Source organism: Gluconobacter frateurii, assembly GCF_002723955.1.
Classification (GTDB): domain Bacteria; phylum Pseudomonadota; class Alphaproteobacteria; order Acetobacterales; family Acetobacteraceae; genus Gluconobacter; species Gluconobacter frateurii.
The window spans coordinates 257,732-281,342 of sequence record NZ_BEWN01000002.1; the positions used below are offsets into that span (position 1 = coordinate 257,732).

Sequence of the window (23,611 nt, forward strand, 5' to 3'; positions counted from 1 at the left end):
ATACGCATAACAGAACTCTCCTGGCGCTATGCCGACTGCATAACCGGCACGCCGGGCGGGAGCAAATCTGCCCGGCGCAAAGAGGCCTCGTTATTTCGTCGGGCGAGCACACGGGTTGGAGGCTGCAAAAGCGCGAAGAGCGGGCGGCAGACTGGTCAGTTCGTTTGAATCGGCCAGAAGGCCGCGGCCCCGTTTGGACCATCTGGCAAGGCTGAGATCGGGATTGTCGAACCGTCCGCTGACGCGTACCGGAATATCGAGTGCAAAGAAGCTGGTTGAAAACGGGCGGCTTGCGAAAACAAGGTCGAGCCATTTCCGGTTGAGATCGACATCCGCTTTGGCGGCAATGATGCCAGCATCTGTTCGAAGGCGGAGCGGCGCGACTGTCCCGATCCCCTGATGCATATCCAGAACACCCAGCATACAGGTGATGGGCGTGGTGCCTTTGGCATGACGGACCAGCAGTCGCAGATCCATGGAGGCCGTTTCGACGATTTCTCGGGCGATTTCGCCTTTCTCCATGCTGACTGCCGCCACCAGATCCGCCTTGCGTGTGGCTTCGTTCAGCGTGCTGACATTGTTGGCTTTGGCGATGATACGGATGGAGAGTGATCCCTTGACGGGCACCGGTGCCAGTCCTGCCGTGCGACGCAGACGGTCAATGTCACCGTGGGATAGGGAAATGGAGGCATTGACGTGGGAACGGTTGCCATTGCCGTCAATTTGGCCACTGGCCTGCAGGTTTGCTCCTAGATATTCTAGGGTCAGGGTAGAGACGTTGATGTGTCCTGGTGTCTGGGAGGCATCGAACCTGAATTTTGAAAACGTCAGTGCGTTATAAAGTAGTTCATCTGCAGCCAGTTTGACGTGTAGCACAGGGTCCGGATCGGCGGGGGCGACAAGAGGAATGTCGGTCGGGCCAGCGGATTTCCCGGATGAGAATGCTTTCGTCAGGCTGTTGAGGTCAACACGGCCGAATGTCAGATCGGTGTTGATGACATCGGGTTTCCCGTTTCCGCCTTCTTCAAGATCAAAGGTACCGTCGTTGATTTGACTGTCCTTGAGGGCACCGCTTGCATGGGTGAAATCCCAGTTGTCTCCGGCGTGACTGAAGGTCCCCTTGAGCGAAAGTGGGACAACAGGGTGGGTGCCGGACAGGCCGGCAAGGGCGAAAACAGGCGCGGATGTCGGTGTTGAGAGGAAGACCTCGCCTTTGACGCCATCGAAATTCAGAGTGTCCGTCAATGTTCCATCGAAATCGAGGGTGAGATCTCCTGATGTGATGTGAGCTTTGGCGCCGTAAGGCTCTGGCGCGCGACGGAGGACGGAAAGAGGCTGCATGGTTGCATCAAGATTGATGGCGGTTCCATTATAGCCACCCTGGAAAGACATTTTGACCGGGGAGGCGTCGTCTGAGGACTGGATGGTCACCTGCGTCATTGTGACCTGATAGGATGCGCCTTTGGCGGATCGGTATGTGACGTCACTGTTCTTGACGGTCAGGTTCCGCACGCCTGGGAAACTGTGAAGATCTGGCTTTTCCTCGGTGGTTTTGGCTGGGCGTGGACGCTTCAGATCTTCAAAAGGTACAAATCGCCAATTCGGGACGCGGTCAGGTGTGCGTTCAAACAGACCCGCGAAGTGATCGACGGTAACGTCGCTGGTCTCGATCGGGCCGTGCAGAAGGGACATTAGCCGCAGTCTGGCGTGTACGGACCCGGCAGTTATCATGTCGGTTCGGCTGCCTCCGGGAATATTGGCGACGCGCAGGTCTTCGCCGTCGATTGTCATCCACTGCCCCGGATGGATATGGAGATGGCCGATATGGACGTCTCTGTGGGTGAGCCTGGAAAGCTTCGCGGATGCCAGGGTAGCGAAGTCCTTGTGCTGGACCCAGAACCATCCGCCAGTGACAGTGGCACAGAGTAGGACAAGAAGCGCAAGTAGTGATCCAAGAACCCAGCGAAGCAAGATTTGGTCTTTCCAAAGATCAGAGAAGAGGAGTCTTAATAACTTGAAGTGTCCGTGAAGGGGAGTGTTTCAGAAAGGAAAAATATTCGCCGTGGCTCTAGGGGGTTACAAAAGAGTGAGTATTCAGAACGCTGCCTGAACACGACCGACAACCGCATTTCCTGTTCGGCCATTCTGGTTGAAGGTTGTGGTGCTGCGGCTGACGATGAAGTGGTTGTAGTCCACCATGAATTTGAAATGACGGTTGGGGTACCAGTTCAGCCCTGTCGCCCAGACGGTCTGCTGTCCTCCGCGGACGCCATCTGCCCTATCAAGGCGGCTGTTCAGATCGGCTACACTGTAGCGGGCAGCGATTTCAAGTGCGCCCCACTGATTGCGGGCCGGATCGAACTCGCCATCTGCCGGAACACCGGGAGCCAGAAAACCGCCTTCCTGGATGCTATAGCGGCGCGGATTTCCGAAGATCGTGTATCCGAGAGCGCTGTACCAGCCCTGAAAGGCGAGGGAAGGGAGCCCGCCTGAGCGTTCGATCCCGATGCGGTAGTACTCGGCTTTGAGCATCAGGCGCTTCCAGCGCAGGGCAAATTCCGGACCGGCGGCCCAGACCTGAGCGACGTTCTGGATTGCGCCTGTGGTTTGCAGGACGGATTCCCCGATATTGACTTCAGGGCGCTGGGCAAAGGTGTAGCTGCGTCCGTCTGCGGTTTGGGCGACCTTGAAGGAGGCAATGGACGAGACGCCTACATGCAGATCTACGTCTTTAGTCGCGATGGGGCGGCCAGCAACACGGAATGTCCCGCCTGTCTGACTGTCCGTCACGTTTTTGCCGATTGGCAGGTAATACTGGTTTTCGGCGCGATTACCCCAGCTTTGCCCGGTAAAGTATCCGCCAATCCACCAGCGGTTCGCATAATGCATGCCGCCGATGCTGAAGCGGGCGTCGTTGGCGGCAATTGTGCGCACCATGTCGACGATCGCCGGGCGTTCCAGCAGAAGGAAATCGTTGGAGCTTTCTGCGTCTTCTTCCGTGACGCGTGGCTGGAAATAGCCGACTGTCAGGACCGTGTTGTGGAGGCCTGCATAGTTGATGTTGGCTTCATACAGCCCCACCTGCCCATCGAAGTTGCCATGCCCAAAGTCGGGCGTGACGTTCGCGACCCAGTCCTTGTACCGGAAAGTGAAAGGAATACGCAGGCGGCGGCTGTTTGATGTGAAAGAATTGAACGTGCCGCGACTTTCTCCATTGCGTTGGGAAACACCCAGAAAGCCTCCGAAGTCTTCCTGGAATGCGAGCCCGATGGAGAGAGCATAGGCGCCATCGGCGGTTTTGAAGGTCGGTCTTCCATTGGGAAAACCGATCTTCATCCCACCAATGGTAACTTCTTCGTCCTGTGTCGAAGCCTGCTGAAAGTCTTTCCACGACGATACGATGCCCCGGTCAGACGGTGGCGTGTCCTGGGATGCTGCACTTCTTCGGAGAACAGAAATCGGTGCCGCCGCCGGGCTCAGGGAGGCTGGAGGAAGGTAACCGGTTCGCTGCTGGTAGGGATTGGTTTCCGTTTCTTCCCTTTGCTTGGCCAAGGCTGCGCTGATGCGTTTACGTTCTGCCGCACGCTCTTTCTTGAGTTCCTGAACTTCGGCCTGCATGGCCCGGATCTGTTTTTCCATGAGTTCCAGACGGTCTGCGGCGAATGCGTCTGTTTCCAGCAGTCCGGAGAAAAGGAGTGTCGTGGTGGCGAGCAGCGTCAGTCTGGAAAGGGAATTAGGCATGGGCAGAAAAGCGTCCTGGAAACAGTCAAGGCACTCTGACAGGGAAATGTCAGGAAGTGGAACGCTCAAAAAAGCGGGGGCTTCCGTATAGAGCGAGACCTATTCTCTAACCACAAACGACTATGGTGTGCGTGTCATTGTGCGACACGGTTTTTAGGGACTGGTGTGCTTCAGACAGAGTGTGCTGTTCGCCTCCTCGAGATGCTCTGTAAGACATAAAAAAGGCGGAAACAGCCTGCGCCGTTTCCGCCCGATAGAGAGGGTAAGGTGTTAGAAGCCAGCCTGAATACGGGCTGCGATAGAGTTACCCGTACGTCCATATAGGTTGGTAGCCTGCATGCTGCGGGACACGATGAAGTGGCTGTAGTCCAACATCAGGCGGAAATGACGGTTGGGGTACCAGTTCAGGCCGCCGGTCCAGACGGTCTGCTGACCACCGCGGATGACATTGCTCGGGTTCGGGTCATTGAGATTGCTGTTGAGGTCGATCACGCTGTAGTGGCCAACGACTTCAAGCGCACCCCACTGGTTAAGAGCCGGGTTAAACTCTTCGGAAGACTTGACGCCAGGGGCACCAAAAGCGCCTTCCTTGTAGTTGTACATGCGAGGATCGCCGAGGATCGTGTAGGCGGCTGAGCCATACCAGCCCTGGAAGCCGGCAGATTTCAGGCCTGCGCCGGAGCGCTGGACGCCCACATGGTAGTATTCACCCTTCACGACCAGGCGCTTCCAGCGCACACCCAGTTCCGGACCGGCAGCCCAGACCTGTGCGGCGTTGGTGATGGTGCCGGTTCCGGCAAGGTTCGCTTCACCGATATCAAACTCGGGACGCTGACCGAAAGACGTGGAGCGCGAGCAGGATGTCGTGCTTGTTCCAGTGTTACAGGCTACGCGGAACGCTGAAATTCCGGACACACCAACATGGACGTCCCAGTCTTTCGTGGCAACCGGACGGCCCGCAACACGGAGGGTCCCGCCTGTCTGGCTGTCAACGGTACTGCTGCTGCCGCCACCGTAATAGGTGCTACTGTTGTCAGAAGCATTACGATGACCCCACTCCTGACCGGTGAAATAGCCAGCAACCCACCACCGTTTCTCATAGTGCAAACCACCGACGCTGAAGCGGGCATCGCCAGCAGCGATGTTGCGGACCATGTCGGTGATGCTGGGGCGTTCCAGGGTGAAGAAGTCGTTGGAGCTTTCGGAATCTTCTTCCGTCACGCGTGGCTGGAAGTAACCGGCAGTCAGGATCGTGTTTCGGAAGCCCGTATAGTTCAGGTTGCCTTCGTACAGTCCGACATACCCATCGTTATGATTGGCGCCGAAATCAGGCGTAACTGCTGCGACCCAGTTCTTGTAGCGGAACATGAATGGAATACGCAGACGACGCATGTTGGATGTGAAGCTATTGAAAGCGCCACGAGCCTCACCCGCGCGTGGGCCGGAATTGAAGAACCCGCCAAAGTCTTCATGAAAGGCCAGGCCGATGGAGAGGGCATAGGCTCCATCAGAAGACTGGATGGTTGGGCGACCTTTCGGGAAGCCGATCTTTACACCACCAACGGTCACTTCCTCATCCTGCGCCGTCGCGCGCTGGAAGTCAGACCATGTCGTGATGTCTGCGCGGTCGGAAGCCGGGCGACCGGCGTCTGGTCCACCAGTTCCCTTCCGTACGGTAATCAGAGGGGCGTTGGATTGTGGATGGGAGCCGATATAGCTGTTGCGTTGTCCGTACGGGTTGTTTTCTGCCTCTTCACGCTGGTGGGCAAGAACGGCGCGTGCCCGTTTGATATCTTCGTTATGCTCTTTCTTCATGATGTTCAGCTGCGCCTGCATGGCACGGATCTGACGTTCCATGATTTCCATCTGGTCAGCGGCGTGCGCATGCCCAGTGAGAGCGCCGAGAGACATCAGGGTTGAAGTCGCCAGAAGAGCGGTTGTTCTTCGGAAAGAGAAAGTCATTGCCGCGGTGCGTCCCTTGCGTGAATGGCAGGTTGTCCACGGCGGAGGTATCTGATTCTCTTTTTCGAAGAGTGGGAAGGTTTGATGACGACTAAAAGACTCTTTTATGACAAATAGTGTCATGTCTTTGAAAAGACGTATCTTTCTTGAAAGCCGTTTGTGAACGCGTCTTTTCCGTCAATGCGACTTCAGAAGGGGTGTGTCATTTCTGCATCAACCTTCCCTGTGTCTGTCATGAAACTATCATGCGTGGGCCCCTGTTTCTCTCGGCAGGGTGCGTCTAGTAGATAATCCGGTTTTTCAATGCCCGATGAGGGATCATCATGATTAAGAGCAAGCTTGCGCTTTTCGGCTTTGTCGCAATGACAGCCCTGGGGTCCGTTTCCCTGTCATCCGCCCGCGCTGCGGACATCACGGGAGCAGGCTCCAGCTTTGCCGCTCCAATCTATGGAGCATGGGGCGAAGGGGCCAAGCATCAGGCTGGCATCAACGTGAACTACCAAAGCGTTGGCTCCAGCGCTGGTCAGGATCAGGTTGTGGCTCGCACGGTTGATTTTGGCGCTTCGGACAAGCCGATGGCTGCTGCGCGTCTGGCTTCCGAGCATCTGTATCAATTCCCGACTGTCATGAGCGGCATCGTTGTTGTCGTGAATGTCCCGGGAATCGAGCCTGGCACCCTCCGTCTTGATGGCCCGACCCTGGCTGCGCTGTATGACGGTGAAATCACGGAGTGGGACGATGACCGTATCAAGGCGCTCAATCCCGGTCTAAAACTGCCGGAAACGGACGTTGCTCCGGTTCATCGTGCGGACGGTTCTGGCACGAGCTTCGTTTTCACGTCCTATCTGTCCCAGGTCTCGCCTGAGTGGAAGCAGAAGCTGGGTGCAGGTACATCCGTTGCATGGCCGGGCGGTTCAGGTGCCCGTGGGAACGATGGTATTGCAGCCATGGTCAAGCAGACCGAAGGGGGGATCGGCTACGTTGAATACTCCTACGCCGCACAGAATCATCTCAACATTGCCCAGATGAAAAATCATACGGGTGCGTTTGTTTCTCCGACGCTGAAGAGCTTCGTGGAAGCAGCAAACGCTGCAGACTGGGCTCATGCAGACCATTATGCCGTGAACCTGCTGGACACGGCTGGCCCGGGCGCATGGCCGATCGTGACAGCCACGTTCGTTCTGGTTCCGACCAATCCGAAGGATGCCACGACGGCCAAGGCAGTTCGTGATTTCTTCGCCTGGGGTTTCCAGCACGGCGATGCGGACAATACCCGCCTTGACTATGTGGGTCTTCCGCAGAATGTGAAGGATGCCGTTCTGGCAGGATGGGGTAAGTAATCTTCCCTGTTTTCCTTACCTGACCTGCCGTTTCTCTTAATTTGGGGATAGGCAGGTCAGACAAAAAGGCGTTGAGTGTGGCGGCGGGCTTCTCAACCTGAGGGAAGCCCGTTTTCCTGTTTTTGCCTTGCCCAGATATGGTGCGATTTTGTCCGCTTCCTCCAAGCCTGATACCCCTGTGGGGACACTCTCCCCGGCTGTCCGAATTCTGATCGGACTGATTTTTATTCTCGGGCCTGTTTCAACAGATATGTATCTGCCAGCATTTCCCATGCTGGAACATGATCTGGGGCAGGGGGCTGGTTCAGCACAGCTTACACTGACGGCATGGCTGGCGGGTCTCGCCATTGGGCAGTTCACGCTTGGTCCGCTTTGTGACCGATACGGGCGTAAATTGCCATTGCTGCTTGGGCTGGTGGTTTATGTGATCGCTTCAGCCCTGCTGGCTGTTGTCACGAATTTCCATCTTTTCTGCGCTCTGCGGTTTATTGCCGCCATGGGCGGGGCAACGACGTCTGTCGCACCACGCGCCATGGTACGTGACGTGGCGACTGGCACCGCTGGCGTCAAACTGATGTCCCAGCTGATGCTGATTTTTGGATTGGGGCCTTTGCTGGCACCCTCCATCGGTAGCTTTCTGCTGGATCTTGGAGAGTGGCGGCTGATTTTCTGGGTGGGCGCCGGATTTGGCGTTTTTCTGTTTCTGGGAACCTGGTTCCTGCTGCCGGATACTTTCCCGCCAGAGAAGCGTTTTGCGCTTCCTTTTACGGGCGTGATTGCCCGCTACCGGGATTTAATGACTGAACCACTCTTTTGTTCAGCAGCGATGGTGGCGAGCTTTGGCACGTTCACCATGTTCGCTTATCTTTCCAATGCCCCAGCTCTTTTTGAGGGGATACTGCATTTTTCGCCGCGCCTCTTTGCCATGTTCTTTGGCCTTAACGCGGTAGGGTTCGTGATTGGGTCGCAGATCAATGCCCGGCTGGCACACAGGTTCCTGTTCACCAGGGTCATGGAGCGCGGCATGATGGCGGTACTGACTTTCACGGTGCTGGGCGTGTTGGTCTGTTCTCTCGGCCTTGTTGGCCCACAGAATCCATGGCCGCTCTGCGTCCTGATCTTTTGCACGACGACATGTCTTGGCTTTGTCGGACCAAATGCAGGTGTGCTGGCCCTGACGCATCATGGGCATCAGGCGGGGGCAGCATCTGCCCTCATTGGAACACTGAACTGGACCATCGCAGGAAGCGCAGGCGTTTTAATGGCGCTGTTGCCGTCACACTGGATCGGGTCCACGTCAGTGGGGATGCTGACCGGAATTCTGGGCTGCTGGGTCAGTGATATCTGGCGTCGCAGGCTGGATCCGGACTCCTACCTGTCAGTTCGTCACTGATTTCAGGAGAGGGTAACCAAAGGCTGGGAAATCAGCCTTTGGAAGAAACGCGGTCAGCAGCAACCGTTGCAATCATCAGGGCGCCGATGACGGGCACGAAGGCAATCATCGAAAATTCAGCGAGAAGGCTGGTTGGAAGGCCGATCAGGTGGATCAGGGTCATGGACGTCATGGAAGTTATCTCCGTTTTACTTGCCGTTGATGGCGTGGGACGGGAGAAACTCCAGAAGTACCCTTCAAGGCAACAAATGAAGATGCGGGATCTGCTCTGCGTTTGACGCATGAACCCTTGCCAGAACTTTTCCACATTTGGAGAGAATGGGCTGTTTGTTCTTAAGGAATGACTATTTCGTTAACGGCCAGAAAGTATTCTATTCCGCTTATTTGGGATTTCTTTGTCACCAAAATCCAGAAAAGGACCGTGTCTGCGCAATAAAATTGCGTCTGACCTCATTTTGCGTTCGGGTGCGGGAGAGAAAGCCGGTCTCGGCGGAGACCGTGCCAGCTGAGAAAAGTGTCTGCCAGAAAGAAGAAAAGCGCTCCGACAGTGCAGGCCAGAGCTATGCCGAAAAAGGCTAGCAGCCATGTGGATGTGCTTGCATCGCGCAGAGAACCAACAAAAAGAGCCATTGCAGCACCGCAGGTCGAGGCCCCGCCGATTGCATTCAGCATGATGGCGGCATCCAGAACGAAGATTCGCCGGTGGAGTCTGATCTCATGGGCTGCCAGGCGTTCGGGCGTGTAGAAAGGATCTGGCGTGTCTGTGTCAGAAGGGGGTGTCGACAGCCTTTTGCGCACATCTTCAAGATGGTCAGCCACGCGTGCGAGACGTGTATTGAACACGTTGATCAGAGTGCCGATGCCTGAAAGCATGAAAACAGGCGTCAGAGCGATTTGAATCAGATGCGCGGCGCTATCGACCGCGTCCGGATCATAAGAAACAGGAAAGGGCATGGCGCCTTTTATACTGTATCTTCCGGCAGCGAAAAGACGTGGTGCTCTGGAAAACATCCCCTGACATGGAGTAGGGAAAGACAGTCATTTTCAGAGATGCTCACTTCATGCCTGTCATTGCCCATCTGTTTCGCCCGGTCTGTACGATGCTTGGGTTTGGAATGATTGCTCTCTCGTCTGCTTCAGCACAGGAGGCTGCTCACTGTTCCGGGACTGCACGACAGGTTGAATTTGCATGCCAGACCTGGACGGAGATTGATCACGCCGTCCGATCCGGAACGGATACTGTTATCATCCCGATAGGCGGAACGGAGCAGAGCGGACCTTACATGGCCGTCGGCAAGCATAATGTTCGCGCGCAGGTTCTGGCTGATGAGATTGCTCGACAGGTAGGGCATACTCTTGTGGCTCCGGTCGTGGCCTATGTGCCGGAAGGGTCAACGGACCCGCGTACGTCTCATATGCGCTTTGCAGGAACGATTTCCGTTCCTCCGGCTGTGTTCGAAGGGCTGCTCAGGGGAGCCGCGGAGAGCTTTCGGGTTCAGGGTTTTCAGAAAATTGTCTTGATTGGAGATCATGGCGGCTATCAGGCCTCCATGGCTCACGTCGCGCAGGAACTGAACAAGCGCTGGAAAGGTCAGGCGGCCGTTCTGGATCTGCGCGATTATTACGAGGTCATACCCCACCAGTATGCCGAGGCCCTGAAAGCGCAGGGCCATGCGGCAGAGGTGGGATTACATGCGGAACTGAGCGACACATCCCTGATGCTGGCGGTTGATCCGTCACTTGTGCGTCAGGATGCCTTGAGAACCGCACCGAAACCCGGTGCCACCGATGGCGTCTATGGCGGTGATCCGCGCCAGGCAACGCCCGGACTGGGACGTATCGGCACGGACATGCAGATACGCACCGCTGTAACGGCACTTCAGTCCTTCAACAGGAGCCATCCATGAATTTCAAGACCCCCCTTCTGGCGGCGCTGACGCTGCTAGGCGCCTCTGCGGCTCACGCCCAGACCACGGCTCCTGCCGATGCAAGTGCACCGATTCCTGTGCCTCCGGCCCCGGCGGCTCCAGCAGCTCCGCCCGCCATGGTGCCTGTCTCGGCGCCAGCGTCTGCTGCTGTATCTGCTCCTGTGTCAGCACCGGCGTCTTCAGATGCTGTGCAGACCATTCCGGGCATGCCGCCGGTCATTGATCCGCACAACATCTACAGCGAGACCACGCCGTCCCACATCTCGCCGGCTATCGCTCATGATCCGGCTCGTGTGTATGTGCCGAACCTGCGCGGAAACAGTGTTTCCGTCATTGATCCGGTGTCCTTTCAGGTTGTTGACACCTATCCTGTTGGTCGCTCGCCGCAGCATGTCGTTCCGTCCTGGGATCTGCGGACGTTGTGGGTGACGAACAATAGTGAAGGCCGTCCGGATGGTTCTCTGACGCCGATTGATCCGGCGACGACCAAGCCAGGCCCGAACGTGGCTGTTGATGACCCGTACAACATGTATTTCACGCCGGACGGTAAATACGCCATCACGGTCGCTGAAGCTCACAAGCGCCTTGATTTCCGCGATCCGCACACGATGGAGTTGAAGGGCTCCGTGGAGACGCCAGAGTGTAAGGGCGTCAATCACGCTGACTTCTCCATTGATGGCAAGTACGCGATCTTTACCTGCGAGTTTGGCGGTTATGTTGCCAAGGTCGATACGGTGAACCTGAAGATGATCGGGATGCTGAAGCTGTCCAAGGGTGGAATGCCGCAGGACATTCTCACCGCTCCGGACGGGCACAAGTTCTACGTTGCCGACATGATGGCCGATGGTGTGTTTGTCGTGGACGGTGATTCCTTCACGGAAACCGGCTTCATCCCGACGGGTATTGGCACGCATGGTCTGTATCCGAGCCGTGATGGCAAGGTGATGTACGTGGCGAACCGTGGTTCCCATCGTATTCATGGCAAACGTGGTGGCCCGGGTGGGGTGTCCATCATCGACTTTGCGACCGACAAGGTGATCAAGACCTGGATGATCCCCGATGGCGGCAGCCCGGACATGGGCAATGTCAGTGCTGACGGGAAGCTGCTCTGGCTGTCTGGCCGTTTTGACGATGTGGTTTATGCCATTGATACCGGTACTGGCGCTGTCCGGAAGATCCCGGTTGGTGCTGAGCCTCACGGTTTGACGGTCTGGCCGCAGCCGGGCCGTTACAGTGTGGGTCATACAGGTATTCTGCGTTGATCTGACGGTTCTTGCAGGGAGGCTTTGGCCTCCCTCTTTTTTCTCTGGTTTGTCAGTCTGTTTCTTTATGCAGCATCCAGAGATCTTTTTTCGTTAAAAATAGAAATGGACGTACTCCTCCTAGGGGAGCTGTATTCCTGCTGTCTTTTCTGTCTTCTGAGTGTCAGGGCCGTCCAAGCGATATCCAGATAGTCGCTAAATAACCTGGAAACACGAACACTTGCGTCCATTTTGATCACGGATCCGCTATTGTAAGAAGGCATACTGAAAAGGTGGATTGATTATGCTGGGTATTTCAACATTGTGCTTTACTGTCGCGGTGATTGCAGGGGCCTGGCTTGGGATCAATGTTCTGCAAGGGCGACGGCCGCTCCGGGTGATGAAGCCAGTCCATGTTGGGGCTGCGCTGATCGGATCAATCTTTATGATTATTGCCCTGATCAATGGCGAACAGGGACTTATGCTGAATGTCGCTTTGGCAGTGGCCGTGGTGGCGTTTGGTGTTCTCATGAGCTGGGCACGCAAAAAGGGCTACCTGATTGCGCCGCTTTATGTGTGCCACATTCTTTTGGCTGTTCTGTTCTACCTGTCGCTGGTTTCTGTCACCCTGTTTCCGAATTTCTAGGTATGTCCTTGAAGCGGAAATGCCAACGCATGGGCATTTCCGCTTCATAGGATTCAGTGTGCTTCCGGAGCAGGCTGCGGAGTCGTGTCATTGGCGACATGAAACTGCATGGCGTTGCCCGGGGGCGTTGTTGTGTACGCAGTCGGCGTATAGAATTTGACGCCTTCTTCCGCAAAGCGATTGGTCACGATGCGGTTGAACTCGCGCTTGACTTTCCATTTCATCATCGGCGTCGTGCGGATGCTGCCGATCAAAGTCGCACCGCCACTGTCGCTCTGATCGACACCGAGATCTGTGTAGTCGGACAGGATCATCGGACCGAAGACTGGATCAGCGCGCATTTCCTTGACGGCTTTGGACATGATTGCGGAAACGCGCGGCAGGTCCTCGGACAGATCGAGCTGCTGCTTGATGACGATCTGGTTGTAGCCACGTGCCGTGTTGGCGATCGAGGATACGGATGAGAACGGGATGATATGCAGATCACCCGTAATATCGCGGACCTTTACGGTCCGGATGGAAAGGTTTTCCACGGTTCCCGAGACGCCGCCTGTTGTCACCCAGTCCCCCACCTGAATGGCGTCTTCCACCAGCATGAAGAAGCCGGTGATGAAGTCCTTCACAAGGCTTTGCGAACCGAAAGCAATGGCGGCACCCAAGATACCCGCACCTGTCAGCAATGGGGTCACGTTGATCCCGATCTGGGACAGTGTTGTGACGGCAACGATGATGATGATGATGGCCAGCAGGACTGTACGCATAATGGGCAGGACAGTCCGCAGGCGTGTTGCGCGTGAACGCTGGCCAGAGTTCTCGAAGGACGTGAGTTGGCGGTTCAGGACAATGTTGACGACTTCCCAGATAGCCGCCGCCACAGTCACAGCGATCAGCATCGTCACCACTGTATCTATCAGGCGGCGGCCGAGGGCGTTCTTGATGAAGAAGCCAAAGGTTGGTAGCCCCCAGGCTTCCGTGATGGCGACGAGTGTCAGGAACAGGATGGCGCCAGTCAGGATGGCGCGAGCCGCTGGATAATAGCGGTCCGCCCGTTTCTGAAGCTCAGGGAAGCGTTCTTCGAGTTGCGGATTAACCCTGAAGAAGCGGTCCTGAAGGCCATAGGCGAGGACCGCGCCGAGGCGTGAGGCTACCAGCACGGCAATGGTGGCGCCTGTTGTCTTAAGTATCCAGGCATAGCCACCCTGAAGATGGGCCGCCCAGACAATCCAGAGGGAAATGTCCAGGAACATGGCTGGAACCCACCATAGGCGGGTAATGGCGGCGATGACTGTCCACATGCCAGTCTTTTTGCCAAGGGTGCTGGGCTGAAGCGCCCGGCTGACAATGTGACGGATCCTCCAGATGAAGGCGGCAATCAGGACGTGTTCAACCAGAACCACACCACGGATCATGGCATCCGTGCCACGCGGAGCGAGATTGAACTGTGCTCCCAGCTCGGACAGGCAGATGACGATGGCAGGGGCTGCAACCAGCACATTCCACCAGCGTGTGACCAGGAAAGCAGTAGGATTGCTGGCGGGAAGGAGGCGAATGGTCGGGGAGCGTGGTGTGAACGCTGTTTCAACCAGAAGATAAAGGCCGCGTGCGCCAGCATAGGAATAGGCCAGCGTCAGGATGACGTTTGCTGTGCGGTCACTGATGGGAAGAACCCAGATGGAAGGGACTGTCAGCAGCAGAAAAGCCAGAACGGGGACGGCTTTTAGCAGCAGGTGCGCAAGTGAATAGGGGATGCGAGCCAGAAAGCGCAGGGTTTCCACCTGTCGGCGTTGATCTTCTGCACGCGTCTGGCTGGAGTTGCTGGTTGCAGTTGAGGCCGCAATTTCGGCGTCGGTCTCAATAGGCTCGCGTGCGTTACGCGCTTCCTGTGCCTGGGCTTTCCGGGTCGTTTCCTGCAGCGGATTTCGGAGCATCAGAGCTACGGCACGTTCCAGGGCAAGACCGCAGGCTATGACGATAAAGGCGATTCCGAAAGCATGCAGGATCGGAGCGCGCGTTTCAGCAGAGGCAAGCTGCGCCCGAAACCAGTGCCCAACGAGACCCAAGTCTTTGAAGAGGTTCATGAAGTTGTGAACATACCCCAGAAACTGTGTCCGGACGCTGTTCAGTCCATTGCCGATTTCCGGTGAGACTTCTGGCAATGCTTTGGTATCGTGCGCGGGCGTGCTGGCCGAAGGTGTTTCCTTGATGCCTCGGGCCATGAGCGACAGCGTGTGAGTAAAGGCGTCACGCTGTTTGGGATCATTCAGAACATTCAGAAGCTGTTGAGCTTCCTGTGCGGATAGAGGGGCCGGGGCTGCTGTCTGTGGCGTAGCCTTGGCTGTGGAGGTCTCCGCCTGAGCAGACGGTGCTGCGAACAGGGCCGTCAGGAAAATCAGGAAGGCCATGAAGGAATGATAGGTCCTTCGAGGGGGTGTCCGTGACGGGGCAGGCCGTGAAAGGGAACACATCGCTCTGAAATGTCCTTGTATACCGTGAAGCCGGAATAGACCGGGGAAAGGGAGACGGGTGTGTCGCGGCTGCGCGCACCATTTTCAGCAGGAGTGCCACAGGATGAGGCCTTCTGTCCAAAAAGTGATGCCTTATTCTGCTACTTCCAGCGGATTTTGTGCGGTGCAAGTCAGTCGCTCGTTTGTTGCAAGAGCTTCAAGGGCATCGGCATGATCGATCCCCCAGAAGTAAAGCTGCTCGATGGGCTCTACAAAGACCTTCCCGAGAGCTGTCAGGCTGTATTCCACGTTTGGCGGCATGATCTGATGGATGTGTCGGTTGATGAGGCCTTTTCCCTCCAGTTCGCGCAGTGTCTGGGTCATCATTTTTTTTGAGAGACCCGGAATGCTGCGTTGAAGCTGCCCGGGGCGGGAATAGCCACCCAGAAGATGCAGCGTGTGGAGGATCATGGTGGTCCATTTTCCGCTGAAAAGTCTCAAAATTCTCCGTGGAGCGCAGTTTTCGTCGAAGGGGGCCTGTCGGTAGTGTGCGGGCAGCGAACGGGTCATTTTATGGGAACCTTTTGGTATCCAGGGCACAATACGGTGCCGTCTGGAAGTCTGTTCGCCAAGGGGTCAAATGGAGGGCGAACCACTTTTCCGGAGAGGAGACCCTGATGTCCCGGATTGCTCTTGTTGTTGGATCGACAGGTATTGTCGGTCAAAATCTGGCGGCCCGTCTCGTTGCAGAAGGCTGGACGGTTTATGGGCTGGCCCGTCGCCCGCGTCATGATATGGCAGGTGTTCTGCCAATTGCGGCAGATCTGCTGGATCTGCAAAATCTGAAATCTGCTTTGAAGGCTTTGACGCCTACGCATGTGTTTTTCTGCTCCTGGCTCAGGCAAGAGACGGAAGAAGAGAATTGCCGGGTCAATTCAGCGATGGTTCGGAATATATTTGAGGCCCTTCCTGCTCCGGAAAAGCTGGAACATGCAGCGCTGACGACGGGCATGAAGCACTATCTTGGCCCCTTTGAGGCTTATGCTTCAGGTGAGCCACCTCAGACGCCTTTCCGTGAAGAGATGCCACGTCTTCCGATGGCGAATTTCTATTATGATCAGGAAGACGTGCTGTATGCGGCTGCGGAGAAGTATGGCTTTTCCTGGAGCGTGCACCGTCCCCACACCATTATCGGCTATGCGGTCGGGAATGCGATGAACATGGGCAGCACGCTGGCCGTGTATGCGACGATCTGCCGTGAAACAGGGCGCCCGTTTGTCTTCCCTGGCTCGGATGTTCAGTGGAACAGCCTGACGGATCTGACAGATGCGCGGCAGTTGGCGCGACAGCTTCTTTGGGCTTCAACGTCTGAGGGCGGCCGTAATGAGGCGTTCAATATCGTCAATGGAGATGTCTTCCGCTGGAAATGGCTCTGGCCGCGTCTGGCGGCTTGGTTCGGGCTGGAAGCGGCTCCTTATCCGGGGCACGAGACGCCGCTCGAAGCGACGCTGTCTCAGGATGGAGATCTCTGGAAACAGATCAGTACCAAATACAGATTGGTTGAAAGCCAGATCGAAAGACTGGCATCCGCTTGGCACACGGATGCGGATTTGGGACGCCCTGTTGAGTGTGTGACGGATCTGTCCAAGAGTCGTCTGGCTGGCTTCGACGGATGGCAATACACACCGGACTCATTCTTCGATTTGTTCGCGCGTTTGCGGGCTGAAAAACTGATTCCCTGACAGAGACGACGCAAAACAGGATTTAATTAGTCCTGTTTTGCGAAAAGGCGCTGTTTTCTCTGACACAGAGTGTTATGCAGGCTGTCCTGTTTTATCCTGAGGGAATGAGACTGCCTTGCGTCGCGTGTTAAGTCTGTTGGCCCTGCTAGCGGTAGGGATATGTGGTCTGGGAACCAGTGAGCCGTCTTTTGCGGCAGAAAGCCCTGCGGTGGCTTCTGCCAATGATACGGCAACGCTGGTTACGGACCGGGATGCTGTTGGCCCGGATCAGAAGCTGCGGGTTGGGCTGAGACTTCAGCTCAAACCCGGATGGCACACATATTGGGTGAACCCCGGCGACGCAGGTGACACGCCGACACTGGATGTGACGGCGCAGGGCAATGCGACGGGCAAGACGTCCACGATTCACTGGCCCATGCCTGTGCGTCTGAGCGAGGGCGGCCTCATGTCCTATGCTTATGTTGGGGATGTGTTGCTGCCAGTCGATCTGGCCTTGCAGGGCACAGGACCAACGACGCTGCACGCCCATGCTGAATGGCTTGTTTGCGCGGAAGTCTGCATTCCCGAAAGTGGTGACTTCACGTTGAGCCTTCCCGCGGCGGAAGGGGCAGCCCCTGCTGGGGCACAGGCCGGTCTGTTTCAGGCTGTCGATGCGAAAATGCCAATTCCGTCTCCGTTCAAGGCGGAAGTCTCTGCGGATGGGCTGCTGACGCTGGAGGGCAAGGGCCTGTCTTCTGCGGCGGTTTCCGATGCGTGGTTCCTACCTGCCGAGGGAGGGATGATCGATCAGATCGCGTCTCAGCCTTTCAAGGTGAAGGACGAACGTCTGTCGTTGCAGTTGAAATTCCTGAAAACGGCGCATCGCGATCATCCGCTTCAGGGGCTGGTGGTGCTGAAAGATGAAGCGGGGCAGGAAAGCCCGATCGAAATTTCGGCAAGCCAGATGGTCGCAGGTGCTGCCACTTCAACAACGTTACCCGCGCATGTTTCTGCAGATGCCATTCCGACAGGGGCTGGCTGGTTACGGGTTCTGGCTTTTGCTTTTGTTGGTGGCCTGATCCTGAACCTCATGCCTTGTGTTTTCCCAGTCCTGGCTATGAAGGCTCTGTCTCTGGCCAGAATGGGCGGAGTGGGGCGCAGCGTGCATCTTCAGAGCGCTTTCTTTTACACGCTGGGCGTAACGGGGGCGTTTGCGGCTCTTGGAATCGTTATGATCGGGCTGCGCATTGCGGGGTCTGCGGCCGGGTGGGGTTTCCAGTTTCAGTCGGCTGGGTTCGTGGTAGGCGTCTGCTGGTTGCTGTTTGGCATGGCGCTCAACCTGCTGGGCGTTTTTGAAATCAGTGCAGGGCGTCTGGCGCAGTTGCATCCTCATGGCGCAGGTCATGCGGGGGATATGCTGACGGGTCTCCTGGCTGTGATTGTTGCGACGCCGTGCACCGCACCATTCATGGGTGTTGCCATTGCGGGTGCCTTGGGTGGACCTCCATTGATGGGGCTTCTGGTGTTCCTGTCCATGGGGCTTGGTTTGGCTGCGCCTTATGTTTTGGTGGCGAGCGTTCCCGGGTTGGCTTCCCGGATGCCGAAGCCGGGGGCCTGGATGGGCGTCTTGAAGCAGGCACTAGCGTTTCCGCTGCTGGCAACCTGTGTTTGGCTTCTGTGGGTTGCGACGATCGAGCGTGGCACGAATTTCGTTGTAGTGGCTGGCGGTGGATTGGTGCTGCTGGGCTTCGCCGCCTGGATTTACGGAATGGGGCAGCATCGGGCGATGCGTGAAGGTGGGCGCGGAACGGTTCTGTTCTGCCGTGTTGTGGCTGTGCTGTGCATGGTTGTCTGTGGTGGCGTTTTGGCGCGCAGTCTAGCCGAGCCGGTGTCTGCTGCTTCGACGACAATGACGTCTGCGGATAATCTTATCCAGCCGTTTTCGGACAAGACCCTAGCTGATCTGAGGGCCGACGGAAAGCCGGTCTTCGTGGATATGACCGCGTCCTGGTGCATTACCTGCATGGTGAACGAGCGTGTCGCGCTGGATACTGCATCCGTTCGTCAGGCATTTTCCGAACGGCATGTTGCGTATCTCAAGGGAGACTGGACAAACCGGGATGCCGGTATTTCAGCTTATCTTAAGGAGCATGGGCGAGATGGCGTGCCACTGTATGTGTATTATCCGCCAAAGCATGGCGCGGAAGTGGTTCTGCCACAGATCCTGACGCCGGGCATGGTTCTGGATATTATCGGGCACTGATTGTTCTGTTCAGGCCGGATAGTGAAAAAGCTCTGCTTCCTTGGGGAAGCAGGGCTTTTTTTGTTTCAGCGATTGGTGTGGCGCGGGTCGTCCTGCGGGTTGACGTAGGTCATGGTGAATGGACCTGTGCCCGAGACCTGTACGATGGCCCCTTGGGTTCCGGCTTTCAGTGCGTGTGGGACATTGGGGGGCAGGTGGACGAAGCCGCCTGCCGTCAGAACCTTGTCCTGATCGGCTGTGATGGCCGGGCCGATATAGTGGTGGATGCTGCCGCCGAGAACAGTCAGCATTTCGTCCATATTGTGGGTATGGGGCGGGATGACAGATCCTGCCGGAATCATGACGCGCAGTGTGAATGGTCCGGCTTTGTCAGCGGAGCCATACAGGAAAGACATGCGTGTTCCGCTTGGGAACATGGGGGGCGCTGGCTGCCAGGCTACAGTGTCGGCGCCCGAAATAATGCGAACGTCGTTGCCCGTCTGAGCGAGGGCGGAGCCTCCTGCCAGAGTGCAGATCAAGGCTGCGGCAGAGAGTGTCCTGAAGGAAAACATTGTCTGTTCCTCATGTATGCTGGCGTGTGCCTGCCGCTCCTAACGCGGAGGCCGACCTGCCGTTCAGCATTTGGATGAGGTGTTATGTTTCCAGGGGGGCCAGGAAGGTTTTTTCGACTTCAGCAATGACCAGTCGCGCGGCGCCGGAAAGCTGGCGAGCCTGATCGACGCAGAGGGCCAGCGTCAGGGGGGAGACATCCCGATTGGAAATGGGAACGAACGCCAGTTCTCCGCTCGTTACTTCTTTCATGACATCCAGCATGCTGAGAATGCCCAATCCCACGCCTTCCAGAACCAGAGACTTGATCATCTGGATATTGTCGGAAGAGGCGACCGGCTGAACGCTGACATTGCTGTCAATTTCCAGAATTTCGATCTGTCTTTGCAGAGCGAGTGGTTGCTGAGGCATGACCATCGGATATTCTGCACAGATGCTAAATCTTGCGCTTTTTTGTTGAGCGACCGGATGATCTGGCAGGCAGATGAAGCCGAGCGGGTAATCGATATGGGTTCGGACAAGCAGGCCACGGGCCTGTGTGGGGTTGAGGAGGAGTGCGAAGTCCACTTCTCCACTGATGAGCGCCTGTTGAATGACAGCGTTGTCCAGAACATGCGTGCAGATTGTGATGCCGGGGTGGCTTTTGCGCAGGTCTTTCAGGATGCGGGGGAGGAAGCCAGTGGTCAGGGCATCTGGCAGGGCGATATCGACCTGGCCACGTCTTAATCCGCGCATGTCTTCAAGCTGTGTGCGGACTTCCTGCATCTCACGCATCCACTGCTTGCCGTTTGTATACAGAAGCTCTCCGGCCGCTGTCAGACGCAGGCCGCTGGGCAGGCGCTCGAAGAGCGGGGTGCCGAGAGCTTCCTCACCGTGAAGGATCTGTCGATCGATGGCTGATGCCGCAATCCGGAGATGTTCGGAGGCCTTCCGGATCGAGCCGTATTGGGCAACGGACAGGAAGTAACGGAGGAAGCGTGAGAAAGCCGGCATTGAGATACGCTCTTTTTTCGAGAACGGCAGGGACGTTTTTCTGAGATATACGAGAATACCCCTCTATGAAACACTTCAGAGAGGCAGGTGAACCCTGTCATTTTGACATAGGAAGAAACTCTGGTCATTTCTTACGAAAGACCACGATCCTGTGCCTGTTCTTTAGGATAAGAGACTCATGACCCTTTCCCCCTCCCCGACTGACGGCCTGGCCACCCTTTCGGCGCAGGTTCATGAGGATCTTGCGAAGATCAGGTACGCGACCGGGAACTGGAACATTCCGGTTCAGAAAGAGGGTGAAGAGGTTCTGGATGTTGCCATTATTGGCGGCGGACAGGGTGGTCTGACGGCCTGCTTCGGGCTGCGTCGTCAGGGCGTAACGAATACGCAAATTTTTGAGCGCGCTGCGAAGGGCGGGGAAGGCCCTTGGGTGACATTTGCCCGAATGATCACGCTGCGGACGCCAAAGCATGTGACGGGGCCAGATCTGGGGGTGCCCAATCTGACGCCGCAGTCCTGGTATGAAGCCAGGTATGGCAAGGAAGCCTGGCAGTCGCTCGATAAAATCTCACGGCACGACTGGCAGTCTTATCTGGATTGGGTGCGTGATACGTTGGAATTACCGGTCGTCAACGATCAGGAGTTGGTTCATGTCGAGTGGACGGACGGGCTGCTGCGTCTGACATTCCGGAATGCTGCTGGTGTCGAGACAAAGCGCTGGGCGCGCCGGATGGTTCTGGCTACGGGAATTGATGGTGGCGGAGCGTGGTTCGTTCCCCCATTCATTTCGGAGAACCTTCCGAAGTCGGTTTATGCCCACACGCACGAAGATATTGATTTCGCAGCCCTGAAGGGTAAGCGGATCGGTGTTCTGGGAGCGGGCGCGTCTGCTTTTGATAATGCTGCGACGGCGTTGGAATCCGGTGTGGGGCGTGTGGATCTGTGTCTGCGCCGTACGAAAATTCCAGCCATCAATCCATATCGCTGGATGGAAAACGCGGGCTTTCTCGCGCATTTCTCGGAGCTTCCGGATCTGACTCGCTGGCGCTTTATGCGCTGCATCTACAATCTGAACCAGCCGCCGCCGCAGGATACGTTCTGGCGCTGTCGCAAGCATGAGAATTTCGCTTTCCATCCCGGTACCCCCTGGACATCTGCACGTATGGATGGCGATGAAGTTGTGGTCGAGACGCCTAATGGCGAGATGCGCTTTGACTTCCTCATTATCGGAACAGGTTTCTCGATTGATCTGAAGCACCGTCCGGAAACGCAGGATTTTGCGGACTCCGTCATGTTGTGGAGCGATCATTTCACGCCACCGGAGGGCGAGGAAAGCACGCTTCTGTCCAGCCATCCGTATCTGGGGCAGCGTTTCCAGTTTTTGCCGAAAGATCCGGCCGATCCGAAAGCACCGATGCTGGCTGCAATCTACAATTTCACGTTTGCATCCATGCCCAGCATGGGTCTTTCAGGGGCATCCATCAGTGGTATGCGCTTTGGCGTTGAGAAGCTGACACGCGGTATTGCGCGTGATCTGTTTGTTGAGGATGGTGAGAAGCATCTGGAAAGTCTGCTGTCCTACGACACGGAAGAACTGATCAGCCTTGATCCGCCAACGGTTTGAGGGGGAGGCAGCCCAGATGAGCACGAACACTTATCCCCGTGACATGATCGGCTATGGCCGCACGCCGCCTGATCCGAAATGGCCGGGTGGGGCGCGGATCGCAGTCCAGTTCGTCATCAACTATGAAGAAGGCGCGGAAAATTCGGTTCTGCATGGAGATGCGGGATCGGAAGCTTTCCTGTCTGAAATGGTGGGGACGAAGTCCATCATTGGTGCGCGCTGTGCGCAGATGGAAAGCCTTTATGAGTACGGCAGTCGCGCTGGGTTCTGGCGTTTGCAGCGCCTGTTTGAAAAGGCTGGCATGACCACAACCGTGTTCGGTGTGGCCAAGGCTTTGGCGCGTAACCCGGATGCCGTGGCTGCCATGAAGGAAAGCGGCTGGGAAATTGCCACGCACGGTCTGCGCTGGATCGATTATCAGGACTTCCCGGAAGACATGGAGCGCGAGCATATCCGCGAGGCAATTGCGCTTCATACGGAAGTAGTCGGGGAGCGCCCGCTGGGGTGGTATCAGGGCCGCACCAGCCCGAATACGGCCCGTCTGGTCGTCGAAGAAGGCGGCTTTGTTTATGATGCTGATTCTTATGCGGATGATCTTCCGTATTACGATCGCTCCCATGGCAAGCCGCAGTTGATCGTACCTTACACGCTTGATGCCAATGACATGAAGTTTGCCGCGCTCAACGGCTTTACCGAGGGCGAGCAGTTCTTCCGGTATCTGCGGGATGCGTTCGACATGCTGTATGCGGAAGGTGGGCGTATGATGTCTATCGGGCTTCATTGCCGTCTGGCCGGCAGGCCTGCGCGTGCGCTGGCGCTTCAGCGTTTTCTGGAGCATGTGGCGTCCCACGAGGATGTCTGGGTCGCGTCCCGGCTTGATATCGCCCGGCACTGGATGAGTGTGCACCCCGCATGAAGATTTCTGATGTAAATGCCATGACGCCGGATGTTTTCGTCCAGACGTTTGGCGGACTTTACGAACATTCGCCCTGGGTGGCTGAGGGGGCTCTGGCAGCGCGGCCATTTGCGGATGTGGACGCCATGCTTGCGACGTTTTCTGACGTTGTGCGGAATGCGGGCGAGGAGGCTCAGTTGGCATTGGTTCGGGCTCATCCTGAGCTTGGGCATCGCGCGGGAATTGATCCGGATCTGACCGCGGAGTCCGCATCCGAGCAGGCCTCTGCCGGGCTGGATCGTCTGACGCCTGCGGAATACGAGCGGTTCAAGACACTGAATGCGGCCTATGGGACAGCTTTTTCCATGCCGTTTGTGATCTGCGTGCGCAAAGTTGCAGCGCCGGGTCAGGTGGCCAAGACGGTCATCATGGATGAAATGGAACGTCGTCTGGGCGGGACGCCCGAGGCGGAGCTGAAGGAAGCCCTCTCGCAGATTGATGCGATTGCAGGGCTGAGACTGAAAGATCTGGTGACATCATGAGCTCATTATCCACGCATATTCTGGATACGATCTCGGGCCGTCCGGCGGCCGGGGTGTCTTTCCGGCTTTTTCAGGAAGATGCTGTTCTTTTCGAAGGCGTGACGGACCACGATGGGCGTTGTCCTGCCTTGCGGGAGATCCCGCTGGAACGCGGAACCTATCGTCTGGAATTCGAGATTGGTGCTTATTTCCGGGCGGCCGGACATGTGCTGTCTGATCCGCCTTTTCTGGATGTTGTGCCGATTGTGTTCGGTCTGGGTGAGGGCACGCATGCGCATGTTCCGCTGCTCGCTGCGCCGTATGGATATTCCACATACCGTGGAAGCTGA

The 23,611-nt window shown here is 56.7% G+C and carries 20 protein-coding genes; 11 read left to right on the forward strand and 9 right to left on the reverse strand.

Translation table 11 applies throughout. The features are described from left to right. Positions 1 to 90: 90 nt before the first annotated feature. From GFR01_RS06610 to GFR01_RS06620, 3 genes are all read right to left on the reverse strand, one after another. Positions 91 to 1,971, reverse strand: a complete 1,881-nt coding sequence (locus GFR01_RS06610) for an AsmA family protein (protein ID WP_099181794.1) — start codon at positions 1,969 to 1,971, stop codon at positions 91 to 93. A gap of 123 nt (positions 1,972 to 2,094) precedes the next feature. Further along, positions 2,095 to 3,741, reverse strand: a complete 1,647-nt coding sequence (locus tag GFR01_RS06615) for a porin (RefSeq protein WP_099182119.1) — start codon at positions 3,739 to 3,741, stop codon at positions 2,095 to 2,097. A 270-nt stretch (positions 3,742 to 4,011) separates the two neighbouring features. Then, a complete protein-coding gene (locus tag GFR01_RS06620) occupies positions 4,012 to 5,703 on the reverse strand; it encodes an OprO/OprP family phosphate-selective porin (protein WP_099181795.1) in 1,692 nt (563 codons plus the stop codon). A 323-nt stretch (positions 5,704 to 6,026) separates the two neighbouring features. Between GFR01_RS06620 and pstS the strand changes: the two genes are divergently transcribed. Then, positions 6,027 to 7,043 (forward strand): phosphate ABC transporter substrate-binding protein PstS, encoded by a 1,017-nt coding sequence (gene pstS / locus GFR01_RS06625; protein WP_063905115.1) that lies wholly within the window; start codon positions 6,027 to 6,029, stop codon positions 7,041 to 7,043. Between the two features lie 148 nt (positions 7,044 to 7,191). Beyond that, complete coding sequence (locus GFR01_RS06630) at positions 7,192 to 8,436, forward strand: multidrug effflux MFS transporter (protein WP_167384225.1); 1,245 nt, start codon at positions 7,192 to 7,194, stop codon at positions 8,434 to 8,436. 31 nt (positions 8,437 to 8,467) lie between these two features. On the opposite strand, the gene GFR01_RS15705 is transcribed toward GFR01_RS06630, so the two are convergent. Continuing rightward, positions 8,468 to 8,608: a hypothetical protein gene (locus GFR01_RS15705; protein WP_016737900.1), complete on the reverse strand. Its 141-nt coding sequence runs from the start codon at positions 8,606 to 8,608 to the stop codon at positions 8,468 to 8,470. Positions 8,609 to 8,886: 278 nt separating this feature from the next. After that, on the reverse strand, positions 8,887 to 9,390 hold the full coding sequence (locus tag GFR01_RS06635) for a DUF2721 domain-containing protein (protein WP_099181797.1): 504 nt from the start codon (positions 9,388 to 9,390) through the stop codon (positions 8,887 to 8,889). Between the two features lie 107 nt (positions 9,391 to 9,497). On the opposite strand from GFR01_RS06635, the gene GFR01_RS06640 reads away from it, so the two are divergent. From GFR01_RS06640 to GFR01_RS06650, 3 genes are all read left to right on the forward strand, one after another. Then, positions 9,498 to 10,343 carry a creatininase family protein gene (locus tag GFR01_RS06640; RefSeq protein ID WP_099181798.1) on the forward strand — a complete coding sequence of 282 codons (846 nt, stop codon included), beginning with the start codon at positions 9,498 to 9,500 and terminating at the stop codon, positions 10,341 to 10,343. Then, the gene (locus GFR01_RS06645; protein WP_099181799.1) at positions 10,340 to 11,626 is read left to right on the forward strand and encodes a YVTN family beta-propeller repeat protein; all 1,287 of its coding nucleotides are present in this window, start codon (positions 10,340 to 10,342) and stop codon (positions 11,624 to 11,626) included. Before GFR01_RS06640 ends, GFR01_RS06645 begins: the two co-directional genes overlap by 4 nt. Before the next feature lie 283 nt (positions 11,627 to 11,909). Further along, positions 11,910 to 12,251, forward strand: coding sequence for a hypothetical protein (locus GFR01_RS06650; RefSeq protein WP_063905118.1), 342 nt, complete (start codon positions 11,910 to 11,912; stop codon positions 12,249 to 12,251). A 53-nt stretch (positions 12,252 to 12,304) separates the two neighbouring features. Here GFR01_RS06650 and GFR01_RS06655 read toward each other — a convergent pair whose 3' ends face one another. After that, positions 12,305 to 14,653, reverse strand: coding sequence for a mechanosensitive ion channel family protein (locus GFR01_RS06655; protein ID WP_244902192.1), 2,349 nt, complete (start codon positions 14,651 to 14,653; stop codon positions 12,305 to 12,307). A gap of 195 nt (positions 14,654 to 14,848) precedes the next feature. Beyond that, positions 14,849 to 15,265: a winged helix-turn-helix transcriptional regulator gene (locus GFR01_RS06660; RefSeq protein ID WP_099181800.1), complete on the reverse strand. Its 417-nt coding sequence runs from the start codon at positions 15,263 to 15,265 to the stop codon at positions 14,849 to 14,851. A 107-nt stretch (positions 15,266 to 15,372) separates the two neighbouring features. Here GFR01_RS06660 and GFR01_RS06665 point away from each other — a divergent pair, with 107 nt between their 5' ends. Further along, a complete protein-coding gene (locus tag GFR01_RS06665; RefSeq protein ID WP_099181801.1) occupies positions 15,373 to 16,437 on the forward strand; it encodes an SDR family oxidoreductase in 1,065 nt (354 codons plus the stop codon). 124 nt (positions 16,438 to 16,561) lie between these two features. Next, positions 16,562 to 18,679, forward strand: a complete 2,118-nt coding sequence (locus GFR01_RS06670; protein WP_244902217.1) for a protein-disulfide reductase DsbD family protein — start codon at positions 16,562 to 16,564, stop codon at positions 18,677 to 18,679. Between the two features lie 65 nt (positions 18,680 to 18,744). On the opposite strand, the gene GFR01_RS06675 is transcribed toward GFR01_RS06670, so the two are convergent. Beyond that, complete coding sequence (locus GFR01_RS06675; protein WP_099181803.1) at positions 18,745 to 19,230, reverse strand: cupin domain-containing protein; 486 nt, start codon at positions 19,228 to 19,230, stop codon at positions 18,745 to 18,747. 82 nt (positions 19,231 to 19,312) lie between these two features. Beyond that, on the reverse strand, positions 19,313 to 20,221 hold the full coding sequence (locus GFR01_RS06680; RefSeq protein ID WP_063905123.1) for a LysR family transcriptional regulator: 909 nt from the start codon (positions 20,219 to 20,221) through the stop codon (positions 19,313 to 19,315). Between the two features lie 178 nt (positions 20,222 to 20,399). Here GFR01_RS06680 and GFR01_RS06685 point away from each other — a divergent pair, with 178 nt between their 5' ends. Genes GFR01_RS06685 through uraH form a run of 4 tightly spaced genes read left to right on the forward strand, consistent with a single transcriptional unit; the run spans position 20,400 to position 23,611 of the window. Beyond that, entirely contained in the window at positions 20,400 to 21,845 is a 1,446-nt protein-coding gene (locus tag GFR01_RS06685; RefSeq protein WP_099181804.1) for a SidA/IucD/PvdA family monooxygenase, read from the forward strand. Between the two features lie 16 nt (positions 21,846 to 21,861). Continuing rightward, positions 21,862 to 22,761, forward strand: a complete 900-nt coding sequence (gene puuE, locus GFR01_RS06690) for an allantoinase PuuE (RefSeq protein WP_099181805.1) — start codon at positions 21,862 to 21,864, stop codon at positions 22,759 to 22,761. Next, entirely contained in the window at positions 22,758 to 23,282 is a 525-nt protein-coding gene (uraD, locus tag GFR01_RS06695) for a 2-oxo-4-hydroxy-4-carboxy-5-ureidoimidazoline decarboxylase (RefSeq protein ID WP_099181806.1), read from the forward strand. The genes puuE and uraD overlap by 4 nt, the downstream gene beginning before the upstream one ends. Then, positions 23,279 to 23,611 carry a hydroxyisourate hydrolase gene (uraH, locus tag GFR01_RS06700; RefSeq protein WP_099181807.1) on the forward strand — a complete coding sequence of 111 codons (333 nt, stop codon included), beginning with the start codon at positions 23,279 to 23,281 and terminating at the stop codon, positions 23,609 to 23,611. Before uraD ends, uraH begins: the two co-directional genes overlap by 4 nt.